Below are 24221 nucleotides of genomic sequence, written 5' to 3'. Positions count from 1 at the left end.
TGCGGGTTGGTTTGCTTTTATAAGGACACAAAAATTATGTCTACAGCGAGGTTATGTCCTGGTTGTGATCTTCTTATTCAACCTAAAGATGCGAACTTAGGACAAAGCGCCTACTGTCCTCGCTGCCAAACACGATTATATCGAGGTGGAGTTCGACAATTTGGCGGCGACTTAGCACTCGCTGTAGCTTGTCTGATCTTATTTGTTCCTGCTCATATTTTTCCATTGATCACAATTCGCCTTTTTGGCCAAATGATCCCCGCGACTTTACCATCAGGAACCATAACACTGGCGGGTAATTTCCCAGGAGTCGCAGCTCTTATTTTATTTTGTAGCTCTATCGCCCCTTTTCTTGTTATGTCATCGGTCATTACGACCCAACTTGGCCTACATTTTCGCCGATTCAAACTTTTTAAACGCTCACTTTGGCTATTAGAGCACTTAAAACACTGGGCGATGTTTGATGTCTTTCTTGTGAGTCTCGCTATTGCCTGTTTTAAAGTTCAAGATCATGCAGATATCTATGTTGGTTCAGGGCTATTTTCACTTGTGATCTTACAATTTCTCATGCTGGCGCTATTAACTAAAATCAGTGTGCGCAGATATTGGGATGCATGGCAGCCAGAAAAAGAACATCTTAATACAGATCTAGAGGTGCATTGTCACACCTGTCATTTAACTCAGAAACAGCAAGCCTATTGCAGACGCTGCGGCTCAGAACTTCATCACCGCGATCCAAACTCAATACAAAAAACATGGGCTTATCTTATTTCAGCTAGCGTGTTTATTTTTCCTGCAAACCTTTATCCTATTTCTATTTTCTTTAATAATGGTAAGCAACTGGAAGATACAATTTTTTCTGGTGTCGCCACACTGGTTAAAACCAATATGTCAGGTATCGCAGCAATCATCTTTATTGCCAGTATTGTTGTGCCTGTCGCCAAAATCTTAGGTTTGGCTTATATATTGTTATGTATACAGTTTAAGCGCCAAGGCTCTTTTTTAACGCGAATGAAAATGTACCGCATCATCCAATGGATTGGTAAATGGTCGATGATGGATCTCTTTGTTATATCCATAATGGTGACACTCATCGATCGCGGTCAATTATTAGATTTTACTCCGGGTCCTGGAGCCATTGCATTTGCTGTCGTGGTAGTCCTAACCATGTTAGCAGCAGAGAGTTTAGATTCTCGTTTAATTTGGGATAACTATGAACAACCAAAATAATCCACAACCTCAACCTGTTGAAATAAAGCGTGATCGTGGCATATCGCCATTATGGTTACTGCCGTTACTCGCTTTGTGCTTGGCCGGCTGGCTGGTCTATAAAGCAGTAAATGAGGCGGGTGAACGCATTCAAATCCATTTTAATAACGCATCAGGCTTAATTGCAGGTCGCACAACGATCCGCTATCAAGGCTTAGAAGTCGGTATGGTTCGTGATGTTTCTTTATCTAAAGATTTAAAGAGCATTTATGTTACGGCAGATATTTACCCTGAAGCGGCAAAAACTCTTCGTTCAAATACCCAATTTTGGTTAGTCAAACCTAAAGCTTCTATTACTGGTATATCGGGCCTTGATACCTTAGTTTCTGGTAACTATATAGCCCTTCAACCTGGTGATGGTGAACCAACAACAAAATTTACCGCCTTAGAGTCTCAACCATCAGATACTCCAGTTGCTGATGGCTTAAAAGTACAATTACGCTCCCCTACACTGGGATCGGTCAGTATTGGTTCCCAAGTTTTTTATAAAAAGATCCCTGTTGGTGAAGTTTATAACTACACCCTAAGCGGTAACAAAAAACGAGTGATCATTGATCTCCTAATCTACCCAAAATACGAAAACTTGGTGACCAATAAGAGCCGTTTTTGGAATGTTAGTGGGATGAGTGCCAACATTGGATTTAATGGTGTGGATGTTCAGTTTGAAAGTCTTTCGGCATTAATCGCAGGTGCTATCGCTTTTGATTCACCCGATGAAGGCAAGCCAATTGAACAAGATCATTTGTTTAGACTCTACCCCGATATCAATACAGCGGGCCGAGGTATCGCGATTAAAATCGAGTTACCGGATAACAATAATATCAATGCATCTGGCTCACCAATTATGTATCGCGGTTTACAGATTGGTCAGATCTCCGATCTTCGCTTAGATAAAGAGACCAATAAAATTATTGCGGATGCAGCTATTGAACCAAGTATGAGCGATCTACTCACAACAGGTTCAAGTTTGTTATTAGAAGAAGCGGAAGTTTCTTTAAACGGCGTGAAAAATATCGGCAATCTTATTCGAGGTAATTTCTTGCGCATCATTCCAGGAAAAGGAGAACCTACTCGTAAGTTCAAAGCCATTACTCAAGATACGCTACAAGAACAACAGAAAGGTTCGGCTAATTTTACGCTAATTGCAGACACCAGTCACGGCATCAAACGTGGTACTAAACTGAACTATAAAGGTATCACTGTTGGTCGTGTTACTAATGTCACGCTTGATGAGAACAAAGTAAAATTTGATGTTCTCGTGTTACCTAAATTTACTCATCTAATTCGCTCTGGTAGTCGTTTTTATATCGAAGGTGGAATTCAAGCCAATGTCAGTAACAAAGGCTTGGATGTATCTATCGCACCAGCGGATCAGCTAATTACCAGCGCAATCAGTTTTACCTCTACAGGTAAGGCTAGCATTGCAAAATCCTACACTCTGTACGGAAATAAAAATCTAGCATCTTTAGCGGATAACCAACGTTCATCAGCAGCTAAATTGACTCTATTTGCCGACAAACTCCCTCCTGTTTCAGAAGGTAGCCCGATTCTATACCGCAATTTACAGGTTGGTCAGATACTGGGATATGCACTAAAAGGTGACGGTGTCACGATTAATATTGAAATCGAAAGCCAATACCGTCATCTTATTAATCAGCAAACCGTATTTTGGAATCGTTCAGGCGTTGAAGTTGAAGCAGGAATTGGTGGCCTTAAGTTAACAGCAAGTCCGCTAAGTACATTAATCAAAGGTGGCATCGCTTTTGATACAATGGACAACGTATCGAATAAAGAAGGTCGTGCCTTTAAACTTTATGACAGTTTAAGTGCGGCTCAAAACTTTGGTTTACAAGTGACACTCACAGCTAAAGATGCTCGTTCCATTGCTACCAACACTCCGATTCGCTATCAGGGTGTTAATGTTGGTAAAGTGGTCGAGATTGTCCCTGATTTTAAGAATGAAAGTGTCATTATTAAGGCTCGTCTATTCCCTAATTACGCACAAACATTGGCAAAATCAGGCAGCTATTTCTGGCTAGTGCAACCAAAGCTAAGCCTAACAGGTACAGAAAACCTTGATTCATTACTTAGCAGTTATATTGCCGTGGAACCGGGTAATGGTCGCTATGCACAAACCTTCAAATTAGGTTCATCACAGAAATTAGAATCAGGCAAAACTCTCTACCTTGAAGCAGAAGAGCGAGACTCAATTGCAGAAGGAACTCCTCTGCTCTATCGTGATATTCAAGTTGGTCAGGTTACTCATGTATCATTAGGTAAGCTATCTGATCGCGTTATTATCGAGGCGCAAGTAGACAAAGAATACAGTTACCTAGTACGTTCTAATACTGTCTTCTGGAATACTTCTGGGGTGAACGTAACACTTGGCCTAACAGGTGCCGAAGTAAAAGCAGGTACGGTTGACAGCATTTTACGTGGTGGTATTTCGTTTGCTACTCCGGAAAAACAGCCATTATCGCCAAAAGCTCATAATGGTAAGCATTTCTTACTGCATAAAGAGGTTAATCCTCAATGGCTAAGTTGGCGAACTGCCATTCCTAAGAGCTAAAAACTAAAATAGAAAGAGTGGTCAGTGTGCCACTCTTTTTTTTATTCTATCGTTTTCATTGTATTCTTTTTTCCTATTTTCTCTGTTTGGTATAAAATCCCTGCTAAAACCCGTAAATAGAGAATCATCAGTGCATTCTAATATCTATATCCCAGACGCATTTCTAAACCTTATTGAACAAACCATGCCGAAACATCTTAATCTTGATGAGTTTGTTGCATGTTGTAAAACCCCTCTGCGTCGTAGCATTCGAGTAAACACCTTAAAAATTAGTGTTGCTGATTTTTTAGAACGTGTTGCTGACAAAGGTTGGACTCTAACACCTGTACCTTGGTGTGATACGGGATTTTGGATTGAGCGCGATGATGAAACCTCTGTATCATTAGGTAATACCGCAGAACACATGGCTGGCTTGTTCTATATCCAAGAAGCCAGTTCTATGATGCCTGTAACGGCACTACTAAAAGACAATGATAACTTAGATGTTGTGCTTGATATGGCATCAGCACCTGGCTCTAAAACAACACAGATTGCTTGTGCAATGGAAAACCGTGGCGCACTGGTTGCAAATGAGCTCGCAGCAAGTCGAATTAAGGTCTTACACTCAAACCTACAACGTTGTGGTGTTTACAGTGTTGCTCTTACTCACTTTGATGGTTGCGTTTTTGGCGGTTGGGCTCCTGAGTCATTCGATTCTATCCTATTAGATGCCCCATGCTCTGGTGAAGGTGCGATTCGTAAAGATGAAGATGCGATGAAGAACTGGACGCTAAACTCCATTGAAGAGATTGCTGAAGTTCAACGCAACTTGATTGTTAGTGCCTTCCAAGCGCTTAAGCCCGGTGGTGTTATGGTTTACTCGACTTGTACGCTAAATACTCGTGAAAACCAAGATGTTTGCCATTACCTAAAAGAAACTTATGGTGATGCCGTTGAATTTGAACCGCTTGATGATCTCTTTGAGGGTGCAAAAGAAACGCTGACTGAAGATGGTTTCTTACATGTCTACCCACAAGTTTATGACAGTGAAGGCTTCTTTGTTGCTCGTATTCGTAAATTGGCTGCAGTTGAATCTCCTGTAGTTAAAAAACGTATGGGTAAGTTCCCATTCAGTAAAATGTCGAATAAAGACCAAGCTGAACTTGCTAAACAGTTTAAGCAAGATCTTGATATTACCTTACCTGAGCAAAATGATGTTTGGGTGAGAGATAAAGAAGTTTGGTTATTCCCTTCTGCGCTCAGTAATCTTATTGGTGAAATTCGTTTCCAACGTATTGGTATTCGTTTGGCTGAACAGCATAAGAAAGGTTATCGTTGGCAACATGAAGCTGTTATGACTCTTGCTACTGGTAAGGAACAAACAGCGATCGCCCTAACGGCAGAAGAAGCGAAAGAGTGGTTTATGGGACGTGATATTCGCCCAGATCAACCAGCGGGTAAAGGTGAAGTGATTGTAACATACCGCGATTACCCTATTGGCTTAGGCAAATGGGTCAGTAACCGAATCAAAAATGGTTTACCGCGTGAATTAGTACGAGATACTAACTTGTTTGATATCTAAGACAATCATGTCGAGATCTTAGCTGTAAGACAAGAATTTATCTGTAAAACTGGCAAAATTAGTATGGTGAACTAGTATTGATAGTGTAATTGATCTCCATTACTAACCAGTTAGCGCAAGGCTCTAACGAGCCATTCCCCTAGGCCCGAAACAGGAATAGTATCGGGCTATTTTTTTGCATAAAAAAACTCGAGACTAAGCTCGAGCTTTCTTCATTCTTAAACCAACAAATTATTTGTGGTTTTCTGGCTTATGAGCAATCTCTGCTTTTTTAAGCTCTTTAACGTGCTTGCTAACGTCACGACGTTCTTTTGATAGTTCAGCACTAATGATGATGTGATCATCTACACGATCTTCATAGTCAGACTTCATGTTTTCAACGATCTCAACAATTTGATCGTGGCTCATATCAGCCTTGATGTAGTCTAGTAGGTTCTCTAGAAGTTCTACACGCTTACGGTTATCGCGAATCTTACGGTCATTGTCTAAGATTTCACGCTTTAGTTTGTTCTTGCGGCGTGTTTCACGTACAAGTTCAAGGATGTTGTTCATAGCTAGTCCTTAATATGAAAATAAAACCTTGTAAAACTGATTAATATGCAAGGCTCAAGTCGTCTGTATAACTATTAACCTATTGAAGGCTCAGTTTTTTCTATAAGCTCGTTATAGCAGAAAGTAGTCATCTAACTCAAGTACCGAGAGCTAAGTTTTCACTGAATCGACTAAATACCCTCGGTGTCCTTATCAGTTAGGTATCTGTTATACCTTTTTTAGATGAATGTTTGGTGAACACACATACCTTTGAGAACAAAAATCAAACTATGTAACAACATCAGCCCATAATGGCTGATGTTGTTATCTATTTTCAAAGTGCAATTTTACATTATTGGGTAATTTTCTTTTATAAGATCACTATAATTCGCACAATTTTCATTCAACTTAAATCTTGAGCTATCATAAACTGGATAAGAATGTTTAGCAGATGCTATTCCTGAACCTTTGACAGTAAAAGTTATTGGTTGCCCAGCCTTAAGAGTAATAGTCTTTTTCACAATGGAAGAATTATCACTATCATCTTGTAGATGTTTAACAGTTAATTTAATGTCTTTATTTGAGCTCTTAGCGGTGATAGTTACTGCGTCACCTACATTACGTTCGTTGGCAATAAGATCGACAAACGTATCTCCCACTTTAAATTGTTCAATACCATGCCTATCTGTTCTACGTAAATTCCACGTAATTTGATTTTCAAGCGCATTAGCTTCTAAACCAATAACATGATCGATTAACGTATTAATTGGATAGATACCTGACCAACCAACAAATTGAGGCCGAACTGATCGAGAACCATTTTCTGCTCCATTATGGTAGTATATTTCTTCATTTGTGTCCCATATTCCACCATGGTTATCTAATGATTTAGTAGGCTTGTACATTTCCCATATGGTACAGATTCGCTTATCTTTCCACTCAGGATAAGTTAAAACATGATTACCCCAGTAATGTGTTCCTCCTCGGAAAATTTCATTAACTGCATTTAGGATCTTTTCCCCTAAAACTGAAGCTTCATGTATATAGCCTTGTTTTCTCAATCCAGCCATAGTTATCATTGCAGTCGGAGTCATAACTCCGCCCATATCATATTCACCAGGTGTGTACTGAGAATGGTTTTTAGACAACACAGGGAGTGGGAACGGTTCAAAAAAATAATCAGGACTAAATAATTTTTCGACCATTAATCCTGCTCGAATACTATTATCGGAAATAATTTCATCTCCAAATAATAATGGCCATGATCCTGCTAAAGTTAGAACAGGCTCTCCTGTTGCTTTATCTAAAAATGTCGATTTATCAGAATTTATATCCACATAGAAATTTGCATTATCATCCCATAATTGATTTATTTTTTCAGCTATAAATAAACCTTTCTCTCTAAATCTATTTGCATCATTTTCGTTACCAATCATTTCAGACATTTTAGCCAGACTGAAATATTCATTGGCAACTTGAACTGACATATCTACAGAACCAACATCTTTAGTTTCATATGGTCCATTAGCTCTAGGTAATGAATCAAGACCGTTACCTTGACCATTATTCCAATATAGGAAATGTTTATCTTTTTTATTTTTAGGTTCTGCATGAGCATTTTCAATATATTCTAATTGCTTAGCAATTGCAGGAATAACATATTCAAAACGAGTTTTATCCCCTGTAATCGTTGCCCAGTTTAACTCTGCCCATGCAAATATTGGAGGATTAGTTTGCTGTGCATCATTTTGTCCATGATCATCGCCAGTTATTTCATTTAACATGCGATGAATCATACCATTATAATTTTGAGCTCTATAGAAATTATCCTGCGTTGCAATCGCATTAAATGTTTCATTGCTATATTTCCAGAATTCAATCATCATCTGAATGTCCCACTGAAATAGATCGTTGCTAAATGCTTCATCTATATAGTTTGAAACAAATGTCGTATTAGTTGCCTTTACTGTTCTCAACTGTTCGAAAGCAAACTTCCAAGTATTCCAATATAAATTCACCCACTCAGGATTACCATCTAAAATAGGCTTCGGTAATTTGTCTTTAGAACTTTCAAATGTTGGCAGGTCCTCTGGAATATATTCTTTCTTCCAAGTAAAATATCTCCCTCTTGTTTCCGGTATTTTTAGTTGCTCAATATTTTCTGCATATTTTCCCGTTAATTTCATTTCAGCTAACATGCTTACATTGCGCTCATATATTTCACCATTAGGATTACTTCCATTTTGTACAGCCCTAAGAATAATTAGATATTTTCCCTCATTAGGTATAGTTACTGTACCTAGTTTATCCTCAACTAATCCCCAGTTGTCCTTGCTGTTATCTTTTTTAGTATAAACCTTCCATTGAGCATCAATACCAGATATCAGTTTATTTCGCATTAAATCTTCTGCATCAAAGACTTCAACACGCAACATCCCACCATTAGAGCCGTCTTCTTGAATAAATGTATTTTCAACCAGTGCTGTTAATTCTAATTCTGTCTTTTCTGGAATTTCAATAAACCATCCAATACCATCTTTATCAGAAGTCTGATTTTTATATCCAAATCCAACAATAGTATTTTTATTGTGCCAATGTGACTCATGTCCCTTTCCATAAAAAGAAGCATTGGCAAATATCATTGTTTTCGCCGTATCCAAACTTAATTGGTAATCTGTACTGTTAATAATTATATCATCTTCAGGATCTGGTACAGGAGGTTCTGGCTGGATACCATTCTCACCTTCAGGCTGTGGCGTAATAATAGGTGGATTTGTTTGAGTATTATTTTCATTGTCTGATGAATTACAACCAACCAATGTAAATGTAGCGCTAATTAATATAGCTAAAATTTTCTTTTGCATATGAAATTCAACCCCAAATAATAAAATTTAGTAAAATACAGAATATAACCTTATCCATACCGAATATATTAATATATTTTTATTTTGATATTTTCAGCTGCAAAATAATCATCCTTGACTAAACATCACGATGAAAAAATATTCATTACATGTAAATATTACGCACCATGCAAAAAAGGAATTATTCCAGTAAAGAATTGAATTTTCATTATCTACACTTATTACATCAATAAGACTATTTATTACTCAAATTACTAAATAATGAAATTTACATATAAAGAGAAACCACACCATATATATTCAATATTTCTTATGGGTATATTTATACATTACATACTTATTATGTATTTAGATCACAAATATAATAATTTCATTTCTTTACTACTTAAACTCACGCTTTAACCATTCAGTAAGAACAACCATACTTTTCTGCCCTGCTTTATTGTGATTACACGCTAGAAAAAAACTTAGATCATCGCAGCGTACGTTATGACCAATTTCTGTTAGCAAACCATAACGAATATCATCACGAACAAACAATCGATGAGTCACAAGTATGCCAAGACGACGAATGGTTGCTTGAACAGCCTGAATTGAAGCTGGAAATATTAAGCCTTTAGACATATCAGGAGGATTAACCCCATTTTGTTGGCACCATGTATCCCAATCATCCTTTCTCTTATCGTTAACGACAAAAATCGGTTTACTCTGTTGTAATAATGATGCAATAACGGAAGCATCTAATAACTCTGTATCCATACCTTTATGAGCAAGCAACTCAGAGCTACAGACCATTACTAACTCATCATCCAGAAGTGGTTCACAATAATACCCCAGCCATTCATTTCGATTTCCATGAACCAAGGCGGCATCTACACTGTGTTTATCTAAATTAAAGCATCCAATTAAATTAGACATTCGAATATCAATATCAGGCGCATATTGTTGAAAGCTTTCAACTCTTGGGATCCACCAATGCAATGCTAGTGAGTTCACCATATTTAATGTCAGATGCTCTTCTTTTTTACTAGCCAACAATTCTTCAGTGGCACTCACTATGTGCTCAAACGCTGGAGCAATTTTATCGTAATAGCGCTTCCCCTCGTCATTAAGCTGTACCCTACGACCAATGCGCTCAAACAAAGGTCTTTCCAGCATAATTTCTAATGACTTTATCGACTGACTGATCGCTGAATGGCTCACGTGTAATTCATTAGCAGCTTCACTCATGCTTCCAGTTTGTGCTACTGCAATAAATGAATTGATCGATTTTAAAGGTAACGCTCTTTTCATCTGTAAGTTTTCCTTACATGACTGGTTAAAATTACTCGCTATTAGTTTACCATTAATCGGCGTAACATCGCTTTCTATAAACGGAGGCAACCATGCTCAAAATTGATCGCGCAGTACAATATATGCTGTTATCTACCTTAAGTTTATCAGCAACTGGACTACTAGCTAAACTTCTCAGTAATCAGCTCCCCATTCCATGGTTTAGTTTCTTACGTTTTTCTATGCCAGCATTAATACTCCTTATAGTTTTAAGTTTTACTAACATAAAATTGCCATCAAAGCAGGAGTTTAAACCATTACTAACTCGCGCATTATGTATTGGTTTGTGTCAGTTATGTTTTCTAAAATCACTCCAAACACTCTCGTTGGTTGAAAGTGTTGTTCTTTTTGCTACTGGCCCTTTATTTATGCCAATCTTGGAGCGACTTTTCTTTAAAGTTCGCATCAATGTTTGGAATATTGCAGCATTAATTGTCACGTTTGTGGGAGTGATTTTACTTGCTGGTCATAGCGGTGAGATGAAATGGCGATTTGATATCTTACTTGGTATTGCTGGTGGTATTTTTAATGCCGGCTCTCAATTAGCGCTTTATCGTTCATCTAAAAGTACCCTATCACCTAAAGAGATCAATTTCTGGTGCTTTGCCAGTGCCGCTGTCTTTGTACTTCCGATTGCTCTGTTTAGTTCAAGCGAATTTCATTTTGTTTCTCTGATCAGTTCAAATCAAGGTCTGCATCAACTACTCTTTTTAGTCATGATGGCACTGCTGGTTATTAATACTCAAGTCAATCGAGCTAAGGCTTATAAATTGGCACACAGCGGATCACAATTAGCACCTTTAATCTTCACCAACTTAATATTCTCAACCATCTGGCAATTTGTCTTCTTTCAGCAAACTTTCACCCACCAGCAAATCTTTGGATTGAGTTTAATTGTGGTCGCAACTATGACAAACAGCCTGCTACCTAATTGGTTAAAGAAGCAAAAAGTGAAGAAACCACACAAGAAAGTGGCTTAGAAAGCTTTCTTTAATGATGAAGCTATTGAGTTTCTTGTAGGTATGTATCAGAGCCTTATGAGATTGATATCTACTTTTATTATGCACTTAATTGGTCTTGATTATATCAACAGCTAACTAAGTTATGATAATGTAACTTCATCAATTTTAGATAATTAAGCGATATGGTTTACATCGAAAGAATCATTAGAAAGATGAAACAAGGTCAGACTGGCCCATACCTCTGTGTTGGCGATAATGGAAACCAATATATTGTTAAAGGTCCAAATACTACGTATCGAGGCTTAATTAATGAATGGGTATGTGGTCAATTAGGCAAAGCACTAGGTATTCCAATTCCTGATTTTGAAATTGCCTATGTTGACGAGTCACTAATTGAGTTTGGAACTTATGAACTGACAGAAGGTGATTGGTTTGCTTCCAAATATGAAGAGAATATCCAAGATGTGCCATTCCACCTAATTTCTAAACTTGATACTGAGCAACTAAAACTACTCTTTTTATTTGATTATTGGATTAAAAACGGTGATCGGAATCTAACAGAGTATGGTGGGAACCCTAACTTATTTATCTGTTCTGATTTATGTTCATTTGTTGTTCTTGATCATAATCTAGCATTTGACAGAGAACATGACCAAATTTTTGAGTCCTTAAAACGGATTCATGTAGCCTCAACTGCTTGGTTTACTGAACAAAAGGATTTATTTGATAAAGAATATTATGAAAGTCGTCTTGAAGATGCAATGAAAGAGCTAGACTCTATACTAGAATCTGTTCCAGAAGAATGGCTAGATAATTGTGGAGATGATAGTATCCTAAAAGAAATTAGAACTACACTATCACGCTTTAGATTACCTGAGTTTTGGGAGGGTATAAAATGAAAAAACTAGTACGTTATTCAGTGATCCGTTTTATGCCATTCAGCGAAACTCAAGAGTTTGCCAATGTTGGTATCGTCATACATGCCCCACAAACGGGTGAAGTACAGTTTAAGCTAGCCAATACGCGATTTGGACGGGTATCTCAGTTTTTTGATGATCTTGATGGCCAGTTATATGCTAATGCAATCAAGATGTTTAACGTTGAGCTTCAAAGAATCCAAGAGTTTACACAAGGAATGACAGGTAAAGCCTTGGCTAGCTTTATGGATGAAGTTACAAGACCCAAAGAAGGTTTTCTAACCTATAGTGAAACAGCAGCATTACTTACTACTGACTCACTTACAATCGTATTAGAAACACTTTTCCAGCAATATGTAGGGCGAAGCTTTAATACTAAAGAACATCGTGAAATACTTCTAGTAAAAAGCTTGAAGAAACAGCTAGATCAAGTAAGTAAGTATAAGTTCACTAAGAGTAAACTGAGCACTGATTATATGGCATTTGAGTTGCCGCTAGTTGCAACGGATAATATAGAGACAAAAGCTATCAAACCACTCAGTTTCTTCCAAGAAACACCTCTCAAATTAATTGACCATGGAGAGTTTTGGATATCAAGGGTTAAGCACCTCTTAAACTCTGATACGATTGATGCTAATAATTTTCTTTTTGCAGTTGAGCGTCCAGATTTTAAAAATAAGAACTTGGATGCAGCATTTGGTTCTTTGACTGAAGAGATGAATACGTTAGGCGTAAAAGTCTACGATATAAAAGACATTAATAGCATTGAAAGATTTGCTCGTTTTAACTCAGAAAATGCAGCTAATTTTCAATTAGTAAATTAAAGCAAATTTTATATTACTACAGAGGGATTTAAAATACGTACGAGTCGTAATTTGAATCCCTTTTTATTTGGATGCATTTTCTCTTTTTTATAACGTTACGCATCACGCTCTGCCCTTCACCACCGAAAATAGTCTAAATCACCAGCCTCGGTGGTGTAGCTAAGAAAGCCGAAAATTTTTATTCCCCGAGGGCGTGACTCGTTTGAAGTTTCTGAGCGCCCAGAAGACCCTAAGTTATAAAGATATCTCTTTATGATAGAACCTATGATCAGTCCATAACCAGCATGAAAAAATGTATTTATCACCACTAACATATTGATTATTAGCATTAAAAATCTCAATTTGGCCCATAAAGTTAGCTATCATTCTATCTGCCGCCACTTCATTGGCCTGTTGAAAGATAAATAACTTCATAGGAGATCTAGCAATTAATAATTTTTGAAAATCAGAGTTCAATCCATTAATATCCCACTCAGACTCAACAACTAACTCAACATTTTTAATGTATTCACCATCATAATTTAGCCATGTAATATCATAAAGCCACTCCCCCTCATGAGACTCATCACAAGAAGATGCATAAACCCAAAATCCTTGCTCTTTACCTAATCGGCATAAATCATTTTTTATTTTTCTGGTCCAGTCACTAGTACTCCAATCAGAATTAATACCGATATCATTAACAGCATCTAAAGTGAATTTTATTACGTCTGAGCGCATCATTAATCCATTGCTAATATAATATTTAATTTTTATATTATGGTTAACAAAGAACATATTCAACATATCACGTATCGAAAAAATGATAAGTGAACACCATTCCTCCACATTTTCTTACCACAACGTCTCTTACTAAATCCCCCTTCTCCCAAACTGTCTTCAACAAAGTACTAGCCCACGAACTCGACAAGTTACAACGCTCGGCTATCTGCTCAGAAGTTACTTATTCCCCAGGATTTATTGACCGCAGAACTTTCAGCTGGGTTTTACTCAAATTTATTAGGCCAAATTGATAAGGAGCGAATCGTACCGCGCTTCCATCAATTATCATCCGCTAAGGTTTATAACGAAATCACCGGCTTTATTTTCGCTAAAAACTTGCCTCTGTTAGGTCAGTTACGGGATACTTAGCCTTATAACGTACTGCTTTAATAAAATATTAAGTTGTTATGCTACTTGTCAGTGATTGCGGTAACTTGATATTGAGCCAACGGCTTTTGGGAAAAATATGAAAAAAACTAACGAACCAAGCTTATACTGGATTGACTCTAATACGTATCTTGTAACTATTTGATATTACATAGTTAAACGACTTCTTTTGTTACTTAGGACACTTCAAGGACAAAGTTCGTTATTAATTCCATTAAATTAGCATAGCCTAAATCGACGTTAGCTGATTGAATCAGAGCACTCTGCATGAAATCGAAGTATTAGCAATAATTAAAAATCACTCCAATTATATTTATTTGGGCTAGTTACTTACTGACATGTCACCTTCGTTGAGAGCACTTGATTATCTTAGTTTTATAAATTCCACAATTATTGTGAATAATGTTGACCTACTTCGTCACAACTGAATGATTTAGATATGAAAAATAACAATTTTATACTACAGATACCCCTCCATTTACTACAAATCAAAGTCTTATGCACAATTGTCACGCTTGGAATTAAGACTCATCTAACCCAATAATATAAAATCTAACTCAGAAACTAGTCTGAGTTAGACTTTAACAACTTACATCCTAAATAATTTATTAAAATAACTTTTTATCTTTTCCTTTAACCCTCGATTGCCAACTCTGACTATTTTATCCCTCTCATCATTCTTTTTTGTAACTTTTTTATTTTGAAACTGTGGCTGTGGCTGTGGCTGTGGCTGTGGCTGTGGCTGTGGCTGTGGCTGTGGCTGTGGCTGTGGCTGTGGCTGTGGCTGTGGCTGTGGCTGTGGCTGTTCAATACATATTTTTTTATCCTTGTTGTCAACCTTCTTTTCCAAAAAATCATACGTACCAAACTTATTGTAAGACAAGTTAAATTTACTCCCTGCATACACATACAGAAACTCCGCGTATTCACAGAGAAATATGTTGCTATTTAATTTGTCTTGCTTTCCTAAAAAAAATAAATTAACGCACTCAGAACTATTGTTCTTATAATTATCTTTACTAGTCTTCAATGCCCTTTTTAACTCATCGTATACAGCTTTTTTATGTTGCTCAGGCCATTCTTGACATAATAAATGTAATTCGTATCGTTTATTAGTCAAAGAATCTTTAGGCAAAAGTGTTACAATAATTTCATTTTCATTCAGCTTAATTTCATTATAAGAATATATAGGGGAATAGAAAATATAATTATTTTTGTACTTAGTAAAAGAATTTGATATTTTTTGATATTGTGATCGGTAAGTCCCCATTCTTTTTAAGACAGTAAATTTTAAGGATGCATTATTAATTGGATCTTGCAAATAGAAATTTGTAGGAGCTGATAAATAGCTGGATACTTGAACCTTTCTTTTTGAAGTTCCATTTTTTACATTTTTTCTATTAGCTGAAGAACTACTTCTCTCCATACTATCCTTTAAGATAGTATTATTTGAGCTGGATTTATTTTGATTTGGCTTAGGCTCAATCAATTCTGTAATATATGATTGCCTATAACTATAATTACCATTCTTATCTTTTTCTTCAATAAATACTCCTGATGCTTTATCAAATGTACAATTAGTAACATGTCCATTTAGATATCGAAAATGAGCAGGCTGTATATATTCATCACCAAAAGCACATGGTGTTGCGTCATATCGACATAAAAAATTAGGACACTTATAATTTGCTTTTTCCAAATGTTTCTTTCGCAACGATTCTTCTTTTTCATTTATTTTAGCTGCGTATTCAATAGTATCCGTTGTCTCGTTATAAGCTCTATCCATCTCTAAACTCTTTATATGTTTAAATATACATATACATGGAGGTTGTATGTGATAATTTCAAGTTTAGGATAAAAAAAACAATGAATTAAACGTTACGCATCACGCTCAGCCCTTTACCACCAGAAATGGTATATATCACCAACCTCGGTGGTGGCGGCTAAGATGGCTGAAAAATTTTTATTTCCCGAGAGTGACCCTCGTTTGAGTTTTATTAACACTCAGAAGAACCTACAATATAGGTTCAATTATAAAAATCCCCTTCTCCGACCTAACCCTTGAGCATAAACATTTGAGCAAAGATTAACCACAAAGTCTCGAGGGACAAAAAAACCGCCACAATAATTATTAACATTAATTGACTAAACAAAAACCCCACCAAAAAAACTTAAGTAAACTTAACTTGACTTAACTTAACTTAACAACATAGAATAAAAAAAACGAGTTTGAATAGGTATTTTATGTGGTGGTTAGGAGCACCTTTGATTGCATCTGCTGTTAAATCAGTAACTGATAATCATAAAGAATCAACTGATATTTCAGAACGCTACCAGATGTTAGATAAGGATAGCAAAGGACAACTCATATTAGCTTTATATGAATCTGGTGTGTCGCAAAAGCGTATAGCGAACTCACTAGGCATTAGTCCTTCAGCTATTTCACAGCGGCTAAAAAACAATATGAGTCAACCTGTGAATAATACTTATTGTGTAGAAAAACTATATGAGTTACATCATATAGGTATTTCCAATCAAGCTATTGCAAAAATCTTAACTACGAGTGACTTGGTAATTAGTAGTGAAGATATTGAGTCATTTTTTAAAGTAATAAATGCATCCAAACTTAACTTAACTTAACTTAACTTAACTACTTCAGGAGCGCCCTTATGGACAACGTTGTTGAACTTTCTTTATTTAGGAAGAATAAAGCATCAAATTCACTTGAACATATTGGCGACGTTGAACAAACTTTTGCCGAAATGAAACAAAAGCTCTTTGGAGATACAAGATCTAGCAAAGAAATTAATTCATTATTTTCAGAGGCTAAAAAACAACTTAGAGCTCGCGGTATCAAGAAAATAAGAGTTCAACACAAAGACTTTCAGGATTTTCAAAAAAGTCGCACTATTATTCTTGAACAAGACAAATTAATCTTTTCTTGCTCAATTTCTAAAAACGAAATTTTAGAATCAGGTTGGAAGCTAATTTCGTTAAATACAAGTAAACTATTAAAGGCTATCGATCTAGTCGAAATAGTTTTAACAACATCTAAAGGTGAATAAAATGTCAAATAACACGCAACCAAAAGCTACTAATTTCATTGAACAAGGAATGAAAGAGGCAATAAAAAACTACCTTGATGGTGCTGAAGATACAAATAAATCATTTGCGAAAGTTGCTGGTTCTGAACTAAAAAAAGGTAATGGCGCAACAATGGCACAGTACAACAGCAATAAAAGAAATATCGATAAAGCAAAAAATGAACTGTAATGGCAATTTTCTTCTATAATATAAAACCGACATTATTCTGTCGGTTTTTATATAGAAGTCTACAATTCATTAACATCTAGTCATACAAATATATTTCAAGGTTCTGCTGATATATTGATTTAGTAGTATTACCTTTAAGCCAATACATTAACTTTTATTCAAACTCACACTGACGAATAACCAAACTCAAGTCCACCATTCATTCGCACATAACTACCTCTCACTAAATACCCTCTTTCCCAAACGGTCTTCAACAAAGTACTGGCCCACGAACTCGACAATCCACAACGCTCGGCTATCTGCTCAGAGGTTACCTCTTCCCCAGGATTTATTGACTGCAGAACTTTCAACTGGGTTTTACTCAATTTTATTAGGCCAACTTGATGAGGAGCAGCTCGTGCCGCTTCCATCAAATTAGTGTTGATTTGTTCGTTTTTCGTACAGATCTGCATTCTTATTATCATCCGCTAAGGTTTATAATGAAATGTGGCTTCAAGCCAGTCAGGATAAGGCTTAAACCGTGTTTTAATTTTGAATCGAGACAGGTGATAGACAGGCGCACCAACAATTTTTTAGCCAATTTTGGTACGTTTCGAGGGCTTCTTTCTTCTGTAACTCCATATGAGTATGAATATAGGCTTGATCCAATTTATCTCGGGAATGGTTTAGCAATGACTCACCAATGATGTAATCAATCCCCAATTCGGCCCATATAGAACGAGCCCTCTTTCTTAAATCATGAGCACTCCATTGTCGGTCAGATATTTCCCTAACCCATTCACTTGCTTTACTACTATGAATAGGATGCTTGCTCCATCTAGATAGAGGAAAGAGAAGATCACCTTTATAGCCTAGATGATGTTGCCACACTTGGTATGAACGTAATAACTCCACCATGTCAGTGGTTAATGGGTATACCATTGCAACCCCATTTTTACTGTCTTCTTTAGGAATAAACCACGACCGTTCTGATAAATTAATATTCTTCCAACGAGCCTTGCGGGTTTCACCTATTCGAGAACCATGAGCCAGCATCATGGTCAATAGTAGCCGTTTAGGTGGTAAAGCTTGGGCTATAAGTGGTAAACAACGTACCAACTGCTCGGTGCTGAGTCGGCATCCTTTTATTTGGGCTTCAGTAATAGAGAATGTTTCCGGGAAGAAATGCTTAAATTGAATATCAGCAAGAGGGTTAATTGATATGTGTTTTAATCGTTTGGCCGTTGAATAAGCCGTTTTAAGTAAAAAGAAATTCGCTCTCACATAACTGACAGAGTATCCTTCTGAAAACATAGGTTGGATCATTAATCTATCAAGTTCTTGGTGAGTCAAATCTGTCACACCTACCCCATGAAAAATACTCATAACATGAGTTTCTGCCATACTTTTGAGATTCACCAATCGTGCTTTGCTTGACTGATTTAACGTTCTTTGCCTTTCAACATGCCAAGCGACTAATTGATCAACAGTTTCAAAACGATGGCATTCGATGATTTCCTCTTTTGCAACCTTAACGGAGGCTGCGCTTACTACATCCATAATATCTTTTGCTTGGATAGCAGGATAAGCCCCTAATCGATGGCTATATTGTTTTCCCTTCTCATATCGATAAAACCACCATGTTCCCCCCGTTCTATTTTGATTAAATCTTAAATACAACGGGCATCGGATATCTTTTAATTGACGAACACGAAGATCATCAATATGGCGTTTAATTTGGGCATCTGAAATTTTAACGGGAAGTGTAGAAGAGAAAAAAGCTTGTTGATTAATGCGGATTTTAGTTCGACTTGAGAGCATTACTCACCCATTAATGTTGCTTGAATGTTCATACGACTGATTTGTAACCCTTGACCAGAAAAAGAAACTTGATCGATAGAGCACCGACCTTTGAATGCTCGGGGAAAAGAATCGTCTAACACGATGATCCCTTCTGCAAATGCTGTTGGAACCGGCGGCGCTTCAATAGAAATCTTTCGGCCTTGGCGCTGCATTTTTCTAAGTTCAGCCGCACAAGCTTGTTCCGCTTCTTGTTTGGAATTCTTATCCTTACCAAGAGTTTTAAATGGTTTTGACCCAACTCTTACTTCTAAGCGTTTCCCCGTATCAGTGGAACCATAAAAGGCTCTAACACCACTAAATTCTTGTCGGCCATCAAGTTCAGCCGATACATTGATAAAATCAGAATTACCTGAATGATTAATTGCAGGAAGTGACAGCGTAACTGATTCAATATCCTTACCTGATGCGCTTCGTTGTTCGCCAATAGGGACAAAAATAAACTTACCTTCGACAGGTTTTGCCACAGCATCATAAGATTTAGCCAATCGATTCATAAAAGCAGGCGTACTTTCATCACTACGATCCAAATGCTCGATTTCAATTTTTTGTAATCTCGGATGCACAAAAACATCAAACCCATGAGGAGTAACACAATCAAACACAACCTGCCCTAAGGTTGTTCTATCCCAACTTGAGGATTTACGCTCTCGATATCCGCTCTCATCCATTATTGAAAATGGAGCAACAGTCAAAACTAAGGTAATTTCTCTGGGAGAGAGATTAACTGAGCGTTTAGAGATCTGAAACTCATCTCGAACAACATGACCCAAGCGAACCGAATAGCGCTCCCCTTTAGGGGGAATACCGTCAATATCATCGGAGCTGATCACCAAGGTCACATTATCCCCTTCGGTACCATTACCATCATTAAGCCGCCACGACTTTAAACGCTCTAATATGAGCTCTGCATTTTTACCAATTAAATGAAACATAATTAATCCCAAGACTTTGTGACATGCTGAGTTTTAGGCGTTAACTCAACATCAGGTAAAATAACTTCAGTATCAATAAGAAAAACCTCACGCCGAACGTGAGGATTTAATCGATAGAAAGCATGTTCTATTTGGTCGTTATCTTGGCCAAGATACTGAAAAAGAAGATCTGTGATTAACGTTCCCGCTTTGGCCATCACTTTCATTCTCTGTATTCCTTCAACTGTAATGTAATGTCTGTCACCATGGCTTTACCATTATGGATAAGCGATGATTTCCCCTCTTTTAGTTGGCCAATCGTCCATTTCCCTAAATTCATTCCCTGACCATCACTGACTTGTTGCGGTGTCTCGATTAGAGTACGTAATTGTTCCACCGCTAAATGAGCTCCAAACTGGAGCCATTTTGCTGAAATATCAATAGTTTCTAATGGTCGACCCACATTTTCAGAGCGAGCATCATAGATAAGTCCAACTTCAGCAAAAGCTCCCGGGGATGTTCGTTCAAATTTAGTGATTGGCGTTTTACCTCCAACAGAAAACACAAACTCACCAATAACAAGATGATGCATGTTTACCTCTAACTATCCCTATCAATAGCAGCATAACTAAACTGAGTAGAAACGGTGTTCTCTCCCATAAGAGCAGCTAATTGATGATTAATTTGTTTTGATACTTCCTGCGCTATCACTTTAGGATCTTGCCCAGGGGCGGCATGAATTTGAAAGCTAGGTGAATACGTCACGGGAGGACTTTGCTTTGCTGAGGCTTCTTGAGACTGAACAGCTTCTACTTTTTTAGCCGTTTCTTCTGGTGAATCTAATTTACGACCAAACCAGCTTCCGAGCATTTCACCTCCCATCCCACCAGCAATGGAACCGAGTAACCCACCAATAGCTGTACCCACCCCCGGAAAAATCATGGTGCCAATAGTCGCGCCAAGAGCGCCACCTCCCATAGAGCCCCCAAGATCCCCTAATGCACCACCAGCTTTTTCCATATCACCATGGGCAACACCATCAATCACAGAAGTAGCACTCATGGCCATACCAAGAGGTTTTAATACTTTAGTAAGCCCAGTTTTACCTGCCTTTTCGGCAATATCCGTACCAATACCAATCACATCGGATGCCATATCGGCCATCGGATCTAATGCCAATCCAGAGCCTGCCACTGCTAACAAAGAACCCATTGGATTATGACGAACATGGCCAAGTAACGATTTAGAACCTGCACTTACTCCTTTACCAATACGACTTTCAGTCACGCCGTTAACGATATTACCCAGCCCAGAGGATGAACTTCTAACCATTGGGACAGCTGCGGGTAATGGAGCAACCATAGCTTGAATGGGATTTTTTCCTGATCCCAATAAAGATTGAACACCAGAACTGAGATTTTGAGCAATACGACTGTTGGCCACTGTATCAATGACACGACCAAGCCCCCGCTTCCTTGAAGAGCGTCTTATTCGAGAGCGCTTAGTTCTTCTTCGACTTTCTTGCCCAAGACCTCCGCCTGAGGATGTAGGCCCTCGACTTGCTGCGACAGCTTCATTTAAACTGCGCCAACGTCTAGCGGCTAAAGCAGCAATTCGGCCACCATCTTGAGTTTCTCGATTTAACCCTTTAGTAAATAATCGGGTTTTATCCATCGAATTACCAAACACAAGGGACAGCGCCTTACCTGCTAACAACGCACCTTTTAAGCCAATAAAAGCGGCAACACCAAGACCTACAGCTTGTGTTACACCCTCATTTTCTTGGGCAAAATCAGCCAGTAAATCAACACCTTTCCCTAATGGCTCTAATACCCAATTTAATGCCGGCAGCAGCGCAGTACCAAAGACCACACTTAAACGATTTAGCTTATTAACGAACATATCAATCCCACTTTCAGTGGTACTAATACGAGAATGGTATTCTTTATCGAGTGAATTGAGATGAACTGAGGAGTTTTCTTTGGAAAGTTTGAGTAATTTGCTGAAGTTCTCCATATTACCAGAGAGCGAAGCAACAGCACCTTTGGCTTCTTCCCCAAAAATTTGACTCAATAAAGCACTTTTATCTTCTTCTGGGGCTTGGTTTAATGCTTCAAGTACATGAATTAATGTTCCAGAAGCGTCCTTTTGCATATTTGCCGCAATATCACTGGCATCTAAACCAATAGCTGCCATAGCTTTTTTCTGGTTACCGCTTGAAGCATCGCCCAATGTTAAACGACCAGAAATATTCTTTAACGCGGTTGCCGCTCGTTCTTCTCCCATACCCAGAGACAATAAAGAGGCCGATAACGCTGTCGATTCATTGATACTAAAGCCACCAGTCTTAGCTGAAGCCCCTTCACGCGCCATCACACCTGCGATGTCTTTAGCTTTAGCGTTAGAGTTATTTGATAAATAGTTAGCAAGGCCAGCAACATTCATTGCCCCTTTCTGATCAATTCCTAAGGCCGCTTTGAAAACAGACAGAGTTTCTCCGGCTTGACCCGCTTCCATATCAAAAGCAACGCCCATTTTAGAGGAATCTAAAACAAACTCTTTTAGCTCATTGATATCAGCAATACCACTTTGTCCACCTGCAGCTAACATCGTATTGACATCATTTGCACTCATTGGTGTGGTGGTTGAGGTTTTTAACGCCCAAGACTGTAACTCTTTAGCCTGCTCATCGTTCATATCAACGACTTTCTTCACATCCGCAAAAGAGCTTTCATTCTTAACTGCCGTCCAAATTGATCCCGCTATCGGTGCTGCAGCAGCGGCCAGTCCCGTAGCTTGGCTACCCAGTTCGCCTAACTTTGCCTTTCGACTATCGATGCGACCTTGAATCGATTGCATCTCTTTTAAATGTGCATTCTGCTTTTCAAGAGATGCAGTAGCTTTATCGGTTTGGAGTTTTAATCGTCGCTGCTCTTCTCCTAAATGGTCTGTGCTGATCCCGGCATTATGCAGTGATTGCTTTAACTTATTTAATGTCGCACTCTGTTTAACCTGCCGACCCGTTAACGTTTCAACCTTGCCACTTGCCCGTTTATAAGCGACAGAAAGCGAATTAGTATGAGCTTTACTCTGATGAATATCGACATTTAACGATTCAAGTCGAAGCTCAGTAGCTTTCAACTGATTCTTTAATGATACTAATCTCTCATCAGAGGCTGTGGCTATTTGAGCATTTAAACCACGAATTTCATTTTGAGTAAGGCTGTATTCTCCCCTTAATTGGGTTGTACTCTTCTTACTCTGAATGATCTCATCATCCAACCGGCTCATGGTCTTCTTGGTTTCAACTAACTGAGCGGCTAGCTTTTCAGCCTTAAGCTCTGCAGATTCAAATCCCTTAATATTACGAAGCTGGCTATTTAGTGATTTAACCTCTCCACGTTGACTTTCTAGCGCTTGAGTTAATCGCTCGGTTGCTGAAGTTGTAGAGACAATATCTTGAAGCCCGTTAACGGTAGCATCTAAGACAAAACTAATTTTTTCACTCATCGTTTAACCCCGAGCTTAGATAAAATCAGTTCATAGCGTCGTAATGCCTGATCTTGAGACCACTCTCTCAATTCACTTTCAGTGGTATTACGATGCATAGGAATAAGATCAATTAAAGCTTCGACGTCTTGGGGCGAAAGTAATCCCCCGCAAGTTGAAAAAAAGCGCCGACCTGAGGTTTAATAGCCAAATAATCATTAATGGCCATCATATCCATATCTTGCTTTTCTAAGTCACACACCACACGAAACATAAACTCTTCACGTTCGTAATGATCATCAATATTAGCCAGAGCTTCTGAGTGTTTTACTTTCGGTACTTTGAACTTAATGTGACCAATATCTTCATTTAGCTCATTTTTAAATGGAAATAGAAGATCAAATTCAAATTGAGTTCCAGTCAAGGGCTGATCGTTTAGCTCATCTGATGGCGTTAGGATAAAAGCACGAATATCTTGGTGAAGCTGTGTAAAATCGGGGGCAGATAACTCTTCAAACTCAAGTTCAGTTAAATCAGTACATGCCAAAATCATGGCCTTAAACTGCTTAAATTGTTCTGGTGATGATAATTCATCCTTCATAACATAAGGCAGCTTGCGAAAGTCCCCCAAAGAAATGGTCTTAATGTTTAACTTATGATCACCACTGCGATGAAAGAATGGTAAAACAGAGCTTTTTTCCATGTGTTTTTTCCAATAAAAAAAGCGC

Annotated in this window: 21 protein-coding genes; 9 read left to right on the top strand and 12 right to left on the bottom strand. The window is 37.9% G+C overall.

The annotated features are described in order from the left end of the window. The first annotated feature begins 36 nt into the window (after positions 1-36). The 3 genes from CTN07_RS16555 (at position 37) to rsmF (ending at position 5399) form a co-directional block, all read left to right on the top strand. Positions 37-1230 carry a paraquat-inducible protein A gene (locus tag CTN07_RS16555; protein WP_005299360.1) on the top strand — a complete coding sequence of 398 codons (1194 nt, stop codon included), beginning with the start codon at positions 37-39 and terminating at the stop codon, positions 1228-1230. Continuing rightward, positions 1214-3838 (top strand): PqiB family protein, encoded by a 2625-nt coding sequence (locus CTN07_RS16550; RefSeq protein WP_005299357.1) that lies wholly within the window; start codon positions 1214-1216, stop codon positions 3836-3838. Before CTN07_RS16555 ends, CTN07_RS16550 begins: the two co-directional genes overlap by 17 nt. Positions 3839-3968: 130 nt before the next feature. Further along, positions 3969-5399, top strand: coding sequence for a 16S rRNA (cytosine(1407)-C(5))-methyltransferase RsmF (gene rsmF, locus CTN07_RS16545; protein ID WP_036763849.1), 1431 nt, complete (start codon positions 3969-3971; stop codon positions 5397-5399). Positions 5400-5630: 231 nt separating this feature from the next. Here rsmF and CTN07_RS16540 read toward each other — a convergent pair whose 3' ends face one another. From CTN07_RS16540 to CTN07_RS16530, 3 genes are all read right to left on the bottom strand, one after another. Next, a complete protein-coding gene (locus CTN07_RS16540; RefSeq protein WP_005299351.1) occupies positions 5631-5951 on the bottom strand; it encodes a DUF496 family protein in 321 nt (106 codons plus the stop codon). 326 nt (positions 5952-6277) lie between these two features. Further along, entirely contained in the window at positions 6278-8794 is a 2517-nt protein-coding gene (locus tag CTN07_RS16535) for an MGH1-like glycoside hydrolase domain-containing protein (protein WP_005299348.1), read from the bottom strand. Positions 8795-9175: 381 nt separating this feature from the next. Next, a complete protein-coding gene (locus tag CTN07_RS16530) occupies positions 9176-10087 on the bottom strand; it encodes a LysR family transcriptional regulator (protein ID WP_005299344.1) in 912 nt (303 codons plus the stop codon). Between the two features lie 92 nt (positions 10088-10179). On the opposite strand from CTN07_RS16530, the gene CTN07_RS16525 reads away from it, so the two are divergent. The 3 genes from CTN07_RS16525 (at position 10180) to CTN07_RS16515 (ending at position 12829) form a co-directional block, all read left to right on the top strand. Then, entirely contained in the window at positions 10180-11106 is a 927-nt protein-coding gene (locus CTN07_RS16525) for a DMT family transporter (RefSeq protein ID WP_005299341.1), read from the top strand. A 164-nt stretch (positions 11107-11270) separates the two neighbouring features. After that, a complete protein-coding gene (locus tag CTN07_RS16520; protein ID WP_036763846.1) occupies positions 11271-11987 on the top strand; it encodes a HipA family kinase in 717 nt (238 codons plus the stop codon). After that, positions 11984-12829, top strand: coding sequence for a DUF3037 domain-containing protein (locus tag CTN07_RS16515; protein ID WP_005299335.1), 846 nt, complete (start codon positions 11984-11986; stop codon positions 12827-12829). The genes CTN07_RS16520 and CTN07_RS16515 overlap by 4 nt, the downstream gene beginning before the upstream one ends. Before the next feature lie 234 nt (positions 12830-13063). Here CTN07_RS16515 and CTN07_RS16510 read toward each other — a convergent pair whose 3' ends face one another. Together CTN07_RS16510 and CTN07_RS22830 are read right to left on the bottom strand one after the other, a co-directional pair. Beyond that, the gene (locus CTN07_RS16510) at positions 13064-13549 is read right to left on the bottom strand and encodes a hypothetical protein (protein WP_036763845.1); all 486 of its coding nucleotides are present in this window, start codon (positions 13547-13549) and stop codon (positions 13064-13066) included. A gap of 1018 nt (positions 13550-14567) precedes the next feature. Next, the gene (locus CTN07_RS22830) at positions 14568-15764 is read right to left on the bottom strand and encodes a hypothetical protein (RefSeq protein WP_170107345.1); all 1197 of its coding nucleotides are present in this window, start codon (positions 15762-15764) and stop codon (positions 14568-14570) included. 458 nt (positions 15765-16222) lie between these two features. Here CTN07_RS22830 and CTN07_RS16495 point away from each other — a divergent pair, with 458 nt between their 5' ends. Genes CTN07_RS16495 through CTN07_RS16485 form a run of 3 tightly spaced genes read left to right on the top strand, consistent with a single transcriptional unit; the run spans position 16223 to position 17251 of the window. Then, complete coding sequence (locus CTN07_RS16495; RefSeq protein ID WP_036763843.1) at positions 16223-16618, top strand: helix-turn-helix domain-containing protein; 396 nt, start codon at positions 16223-16225, stop codon at positions 16616-16618. 29 nt (positions 16619-16647) lie between these two features. Further along, positions 16648-17043 (top strand): hypothetical protein, encoded by a 396-nt coding sequence (locus tag CTN07_RS16490; RefSeq protein WP_036763842.1) that lies wholly within the window; start codon positions 16648-16650, stop codon positions 17041-17043. A gap of 1 nt (position 17044) precedes the next feature. Continuing rightward, positions 17045-17251, top strand: coding sequence for a hypothetical protein (locus CTN07_RS16485; protein WP_005299326.1), 207 nt, complete (start codon positions 17045-17047; stop codon positions 17249-17251). Positions 17252-17415: 164 nt separating this feature from the next. Here the strand turns inward: CTN07_RS16485 and CTN07_RS16480 are convergent, their stop codons facing one another. From CTN07_RS16480 to CTN07_RS16450, 7 genes are all read right to left on the bottom strand, one after another. Continuing rightward, positions 17416-17703: a helix-turn-helix domain-containing protein gene (locus CTN07_RS16480; protein WP_036763840.1), complete on the bottom strand. Its 288-nt coding sequence runs from the start codon at positions 17701-17703 to the stop codon at positions 17416-17418. Positions 17704-17776: 73 nt separating this feature from the next. Continuing rightward, complete coding sequence (locus tag CTN07_RS16475; RefSeq protein WP_005299322.1) at positions 17777-19051, bottom strand: tyrosine-type recombinase/integrase; 1275 nt, start codon at positions 19049-19051, stop codon at positions 17777-17779. Next, the gene (locus CTN07_RS16470) at positions 19051-20025 is read right to left on the bottom strand and encodes a hypothetical protein (protein WP_005299319.1); all 975 of its coding nucleotides are present in this window, start codon (positions 20023-20025) and stop codon (positions 19051-19053) included. The genes CTN07_RS16475 and CTN07_RS16470 overlap by 1 nt, the downstream gene beginning before the upstream one ends. Before the next feature lie 2 nt (positions 20026-20027). Continuing rightward, on the bottom strand, positions 20028-20231 hold the full coding sequence (locus CTN07_RS16465) for a tail protein X (RefSeq protein WP_036763837.1): 204 nt from the start codon (positions 20229-20231) through the stop codon (positions 20028-20030). Continuing rightward, entirely contained in the window at positions 20228-20596 is a 369-nt protein-coding gene (locus CTN07_RS16460; RefSeq protein WP_036763834.1) for a phage tail protein, read from the bottom strand. The genes CTN07_RS16465 and CTN07_RS16460 overlap by 4 nt, the downstream gene beginning before the upstream one ends. Positions 20597-20604: 8 nt before the next feature. Beyond that, entirely contained in the window at positions 20605-23514 is a 2910-nt protein-coding gene (locus CTN07_RS16455; protein WP_005299316.1) for a phage tail tape measure protein, read from the bottom strand. Between the two features lie 112 nt (positions 23515-23626). Continuing rightward, positions 23627-24196, bottom strand: coding sequence for a hypothetical protein (locus CTN07_RS16450; protein ID WP_005299314.1), 570 nt, complete (start codon positions 24194-24196; stop codon positions 23627-23629). Positions 24197-24221: the final 25 nt, after the last annotated feature.

Origin of the sequence: Photobacterium damselae (genome assembly GCF_003026815.1) — a bacterium.
GTDB classification, from domain to species: Bacteria; Pseudomonadota; Gammaproteobacteria; order Enterobacterales; family Vibrionaceae; genus Photobacterium; species Photobacterium damselae.
Note: the sequence above shows the minus strand (reverse complement) of the source record. Positions and strands in the feature narration are given on the sequence as shown.

Excerpts from the sequence above, each read along its gene's own strand:
- CTN07_RS16555 (WP_005299360.1), top strand. The coding sequence starts at position 37 with ATGTCTACAGCGAGGTTATGTCCTGGTTGTGATCTTCTTATTCAACCT.
- CTN07_RS16550 (WP_005299357.1), top strand. The coding sequence starts at position 1,214 with ATGAACAACCAAAATAATCCACAACCTCAACCTGTTGAAATAAAGCGT.
- CTN07_RS16540 (WP_005299351.1), bottom strand. The coding sequence starts at position 5,951 with ATGAACAACATCCTTGAACTTGTACGTGAAACACGCCGCAAGAACAAA.
- CTN07_RS16535 (WP_005299348.1), bottom strand. The coding sequence starts at position 8,794 with ATGCAAAAGAAAATTTTAGCTATATTAATTAGCGCTACATTTACATTG.
- CTN07_RS16530 (WP_005299344.1), bottom strand. The coding sequence starts at position 10,087 with ATGAAAAGAGCGTTACCTTTAAAATCGATCAATTCATTTATTGCAGTA.
- CTN07_RS16525 (WP_005299341.1), top strand. The coding sequence starts at position 10,180 with ATGCTCAAAATTGATCGCGCAGTACAATATATGCTGTTATCTACCTTA.
- CTN07_RS16520 (WP_036763846.1), top strand. The coding sequence starts at position 11,271 with ATGGTTTACATCGAAAGAATCATTAGAAAGATGAAACAAGGTCAGACT.
- CTN07_RS16515 (WP_005299335.1), top strand. The coding sequence starts at position 11,984 with ATGAAAAAACTAGTACGTTATTCAGTGATCCGTTTTATGCCATTCAGC.
- CTN07_RS16510 (WP_036763845.1), bottom strand. The coding sequence starts at position 13,549 with ATGCGCTCAGACGTAATAAAATTCACTTTAGATGCTGTTAATGATATC.
- CTN07_RS22830 (WP_170107345.1), bottom strand. The coding sequence starts at position 15,764 with ATGGATAGAGCTTATAACGAGACAACGGATACTATTGAATACGCAGCT.
- CTN07_RS16495 (WP_036763843.1), top strand. The coding sequence starts at position 16,223 with ATGTGGTGGTTAGGAGCACCTTTGATTGCATCTGCTGTTAAATCAGTA.
- CTN07_RS16490 (WP_036763842.1), top strand. The coding sequence starts at position 16,648 with ATGGACAACGTTGTTGAACTTTCTTTATTTAGGAAGAATAAAGCATCA.
- CTN07_RS16485 (WP_005299326.1), top strand. The coding sequence starts at position 17,045 with ATGTCAAATAACACGCAACCAAAAGCTACTAATTTCATTGAACAAGGA.
- CTN07_RS16480 (WP_036763840.1), bottom strand. The coding sequence starts at position 17,703 with ATGCAGATCTGTACGAAAAACGAACAAATCAACACTAATTTGATGGAA.
- CTN07_RS16475 (WP_005299322.1), bottom strand. The coding sequence starts at position 19,051 with ATGCTCTCAAGTCGAACTAAAATCCGCATTAATCAACAAGCTTTTTTC.
- CTN07_RS16470 (WP_005299319.1), bottom strand. The coding sequence starts at position 20,025 with ATGTTTCATTTAATTGGTAAAAATGCAGAGCTCATATTAGAGCGTTTA.
- CTN07_RS16465 (WP_036763837.1), bottom strand. The coding sequence starts at position 20,231 with ATGAAAGTGATGGCCAAAGCGGGAACGTTAATCACAGATCTTCTTTTT.
- CTN07_RS16460 (WP_036763834.1), bottom strand. The coding sequence starts at position 20,596 with ATGCATCATCTTGTTATTGGTGAGTTTGTGTTTTCTGTTGGAGGTAAA.
- CTN07_RS16455 (WP_005299316.1), bottom strand. The coding sequence starts at position 23,514 with ATGAGTGAAAAAATTAGTTTTGTCTTAGATGCTACCGTTAACGGGCTT.
- CTN07_RS16450 (WP_005299314.1), bottom strand. The coding sequence starts at position 24,196 with ATGGAAAAAAGCTCTGTTTTACCATTCTTTCATCGCAGTGGTGATCAT.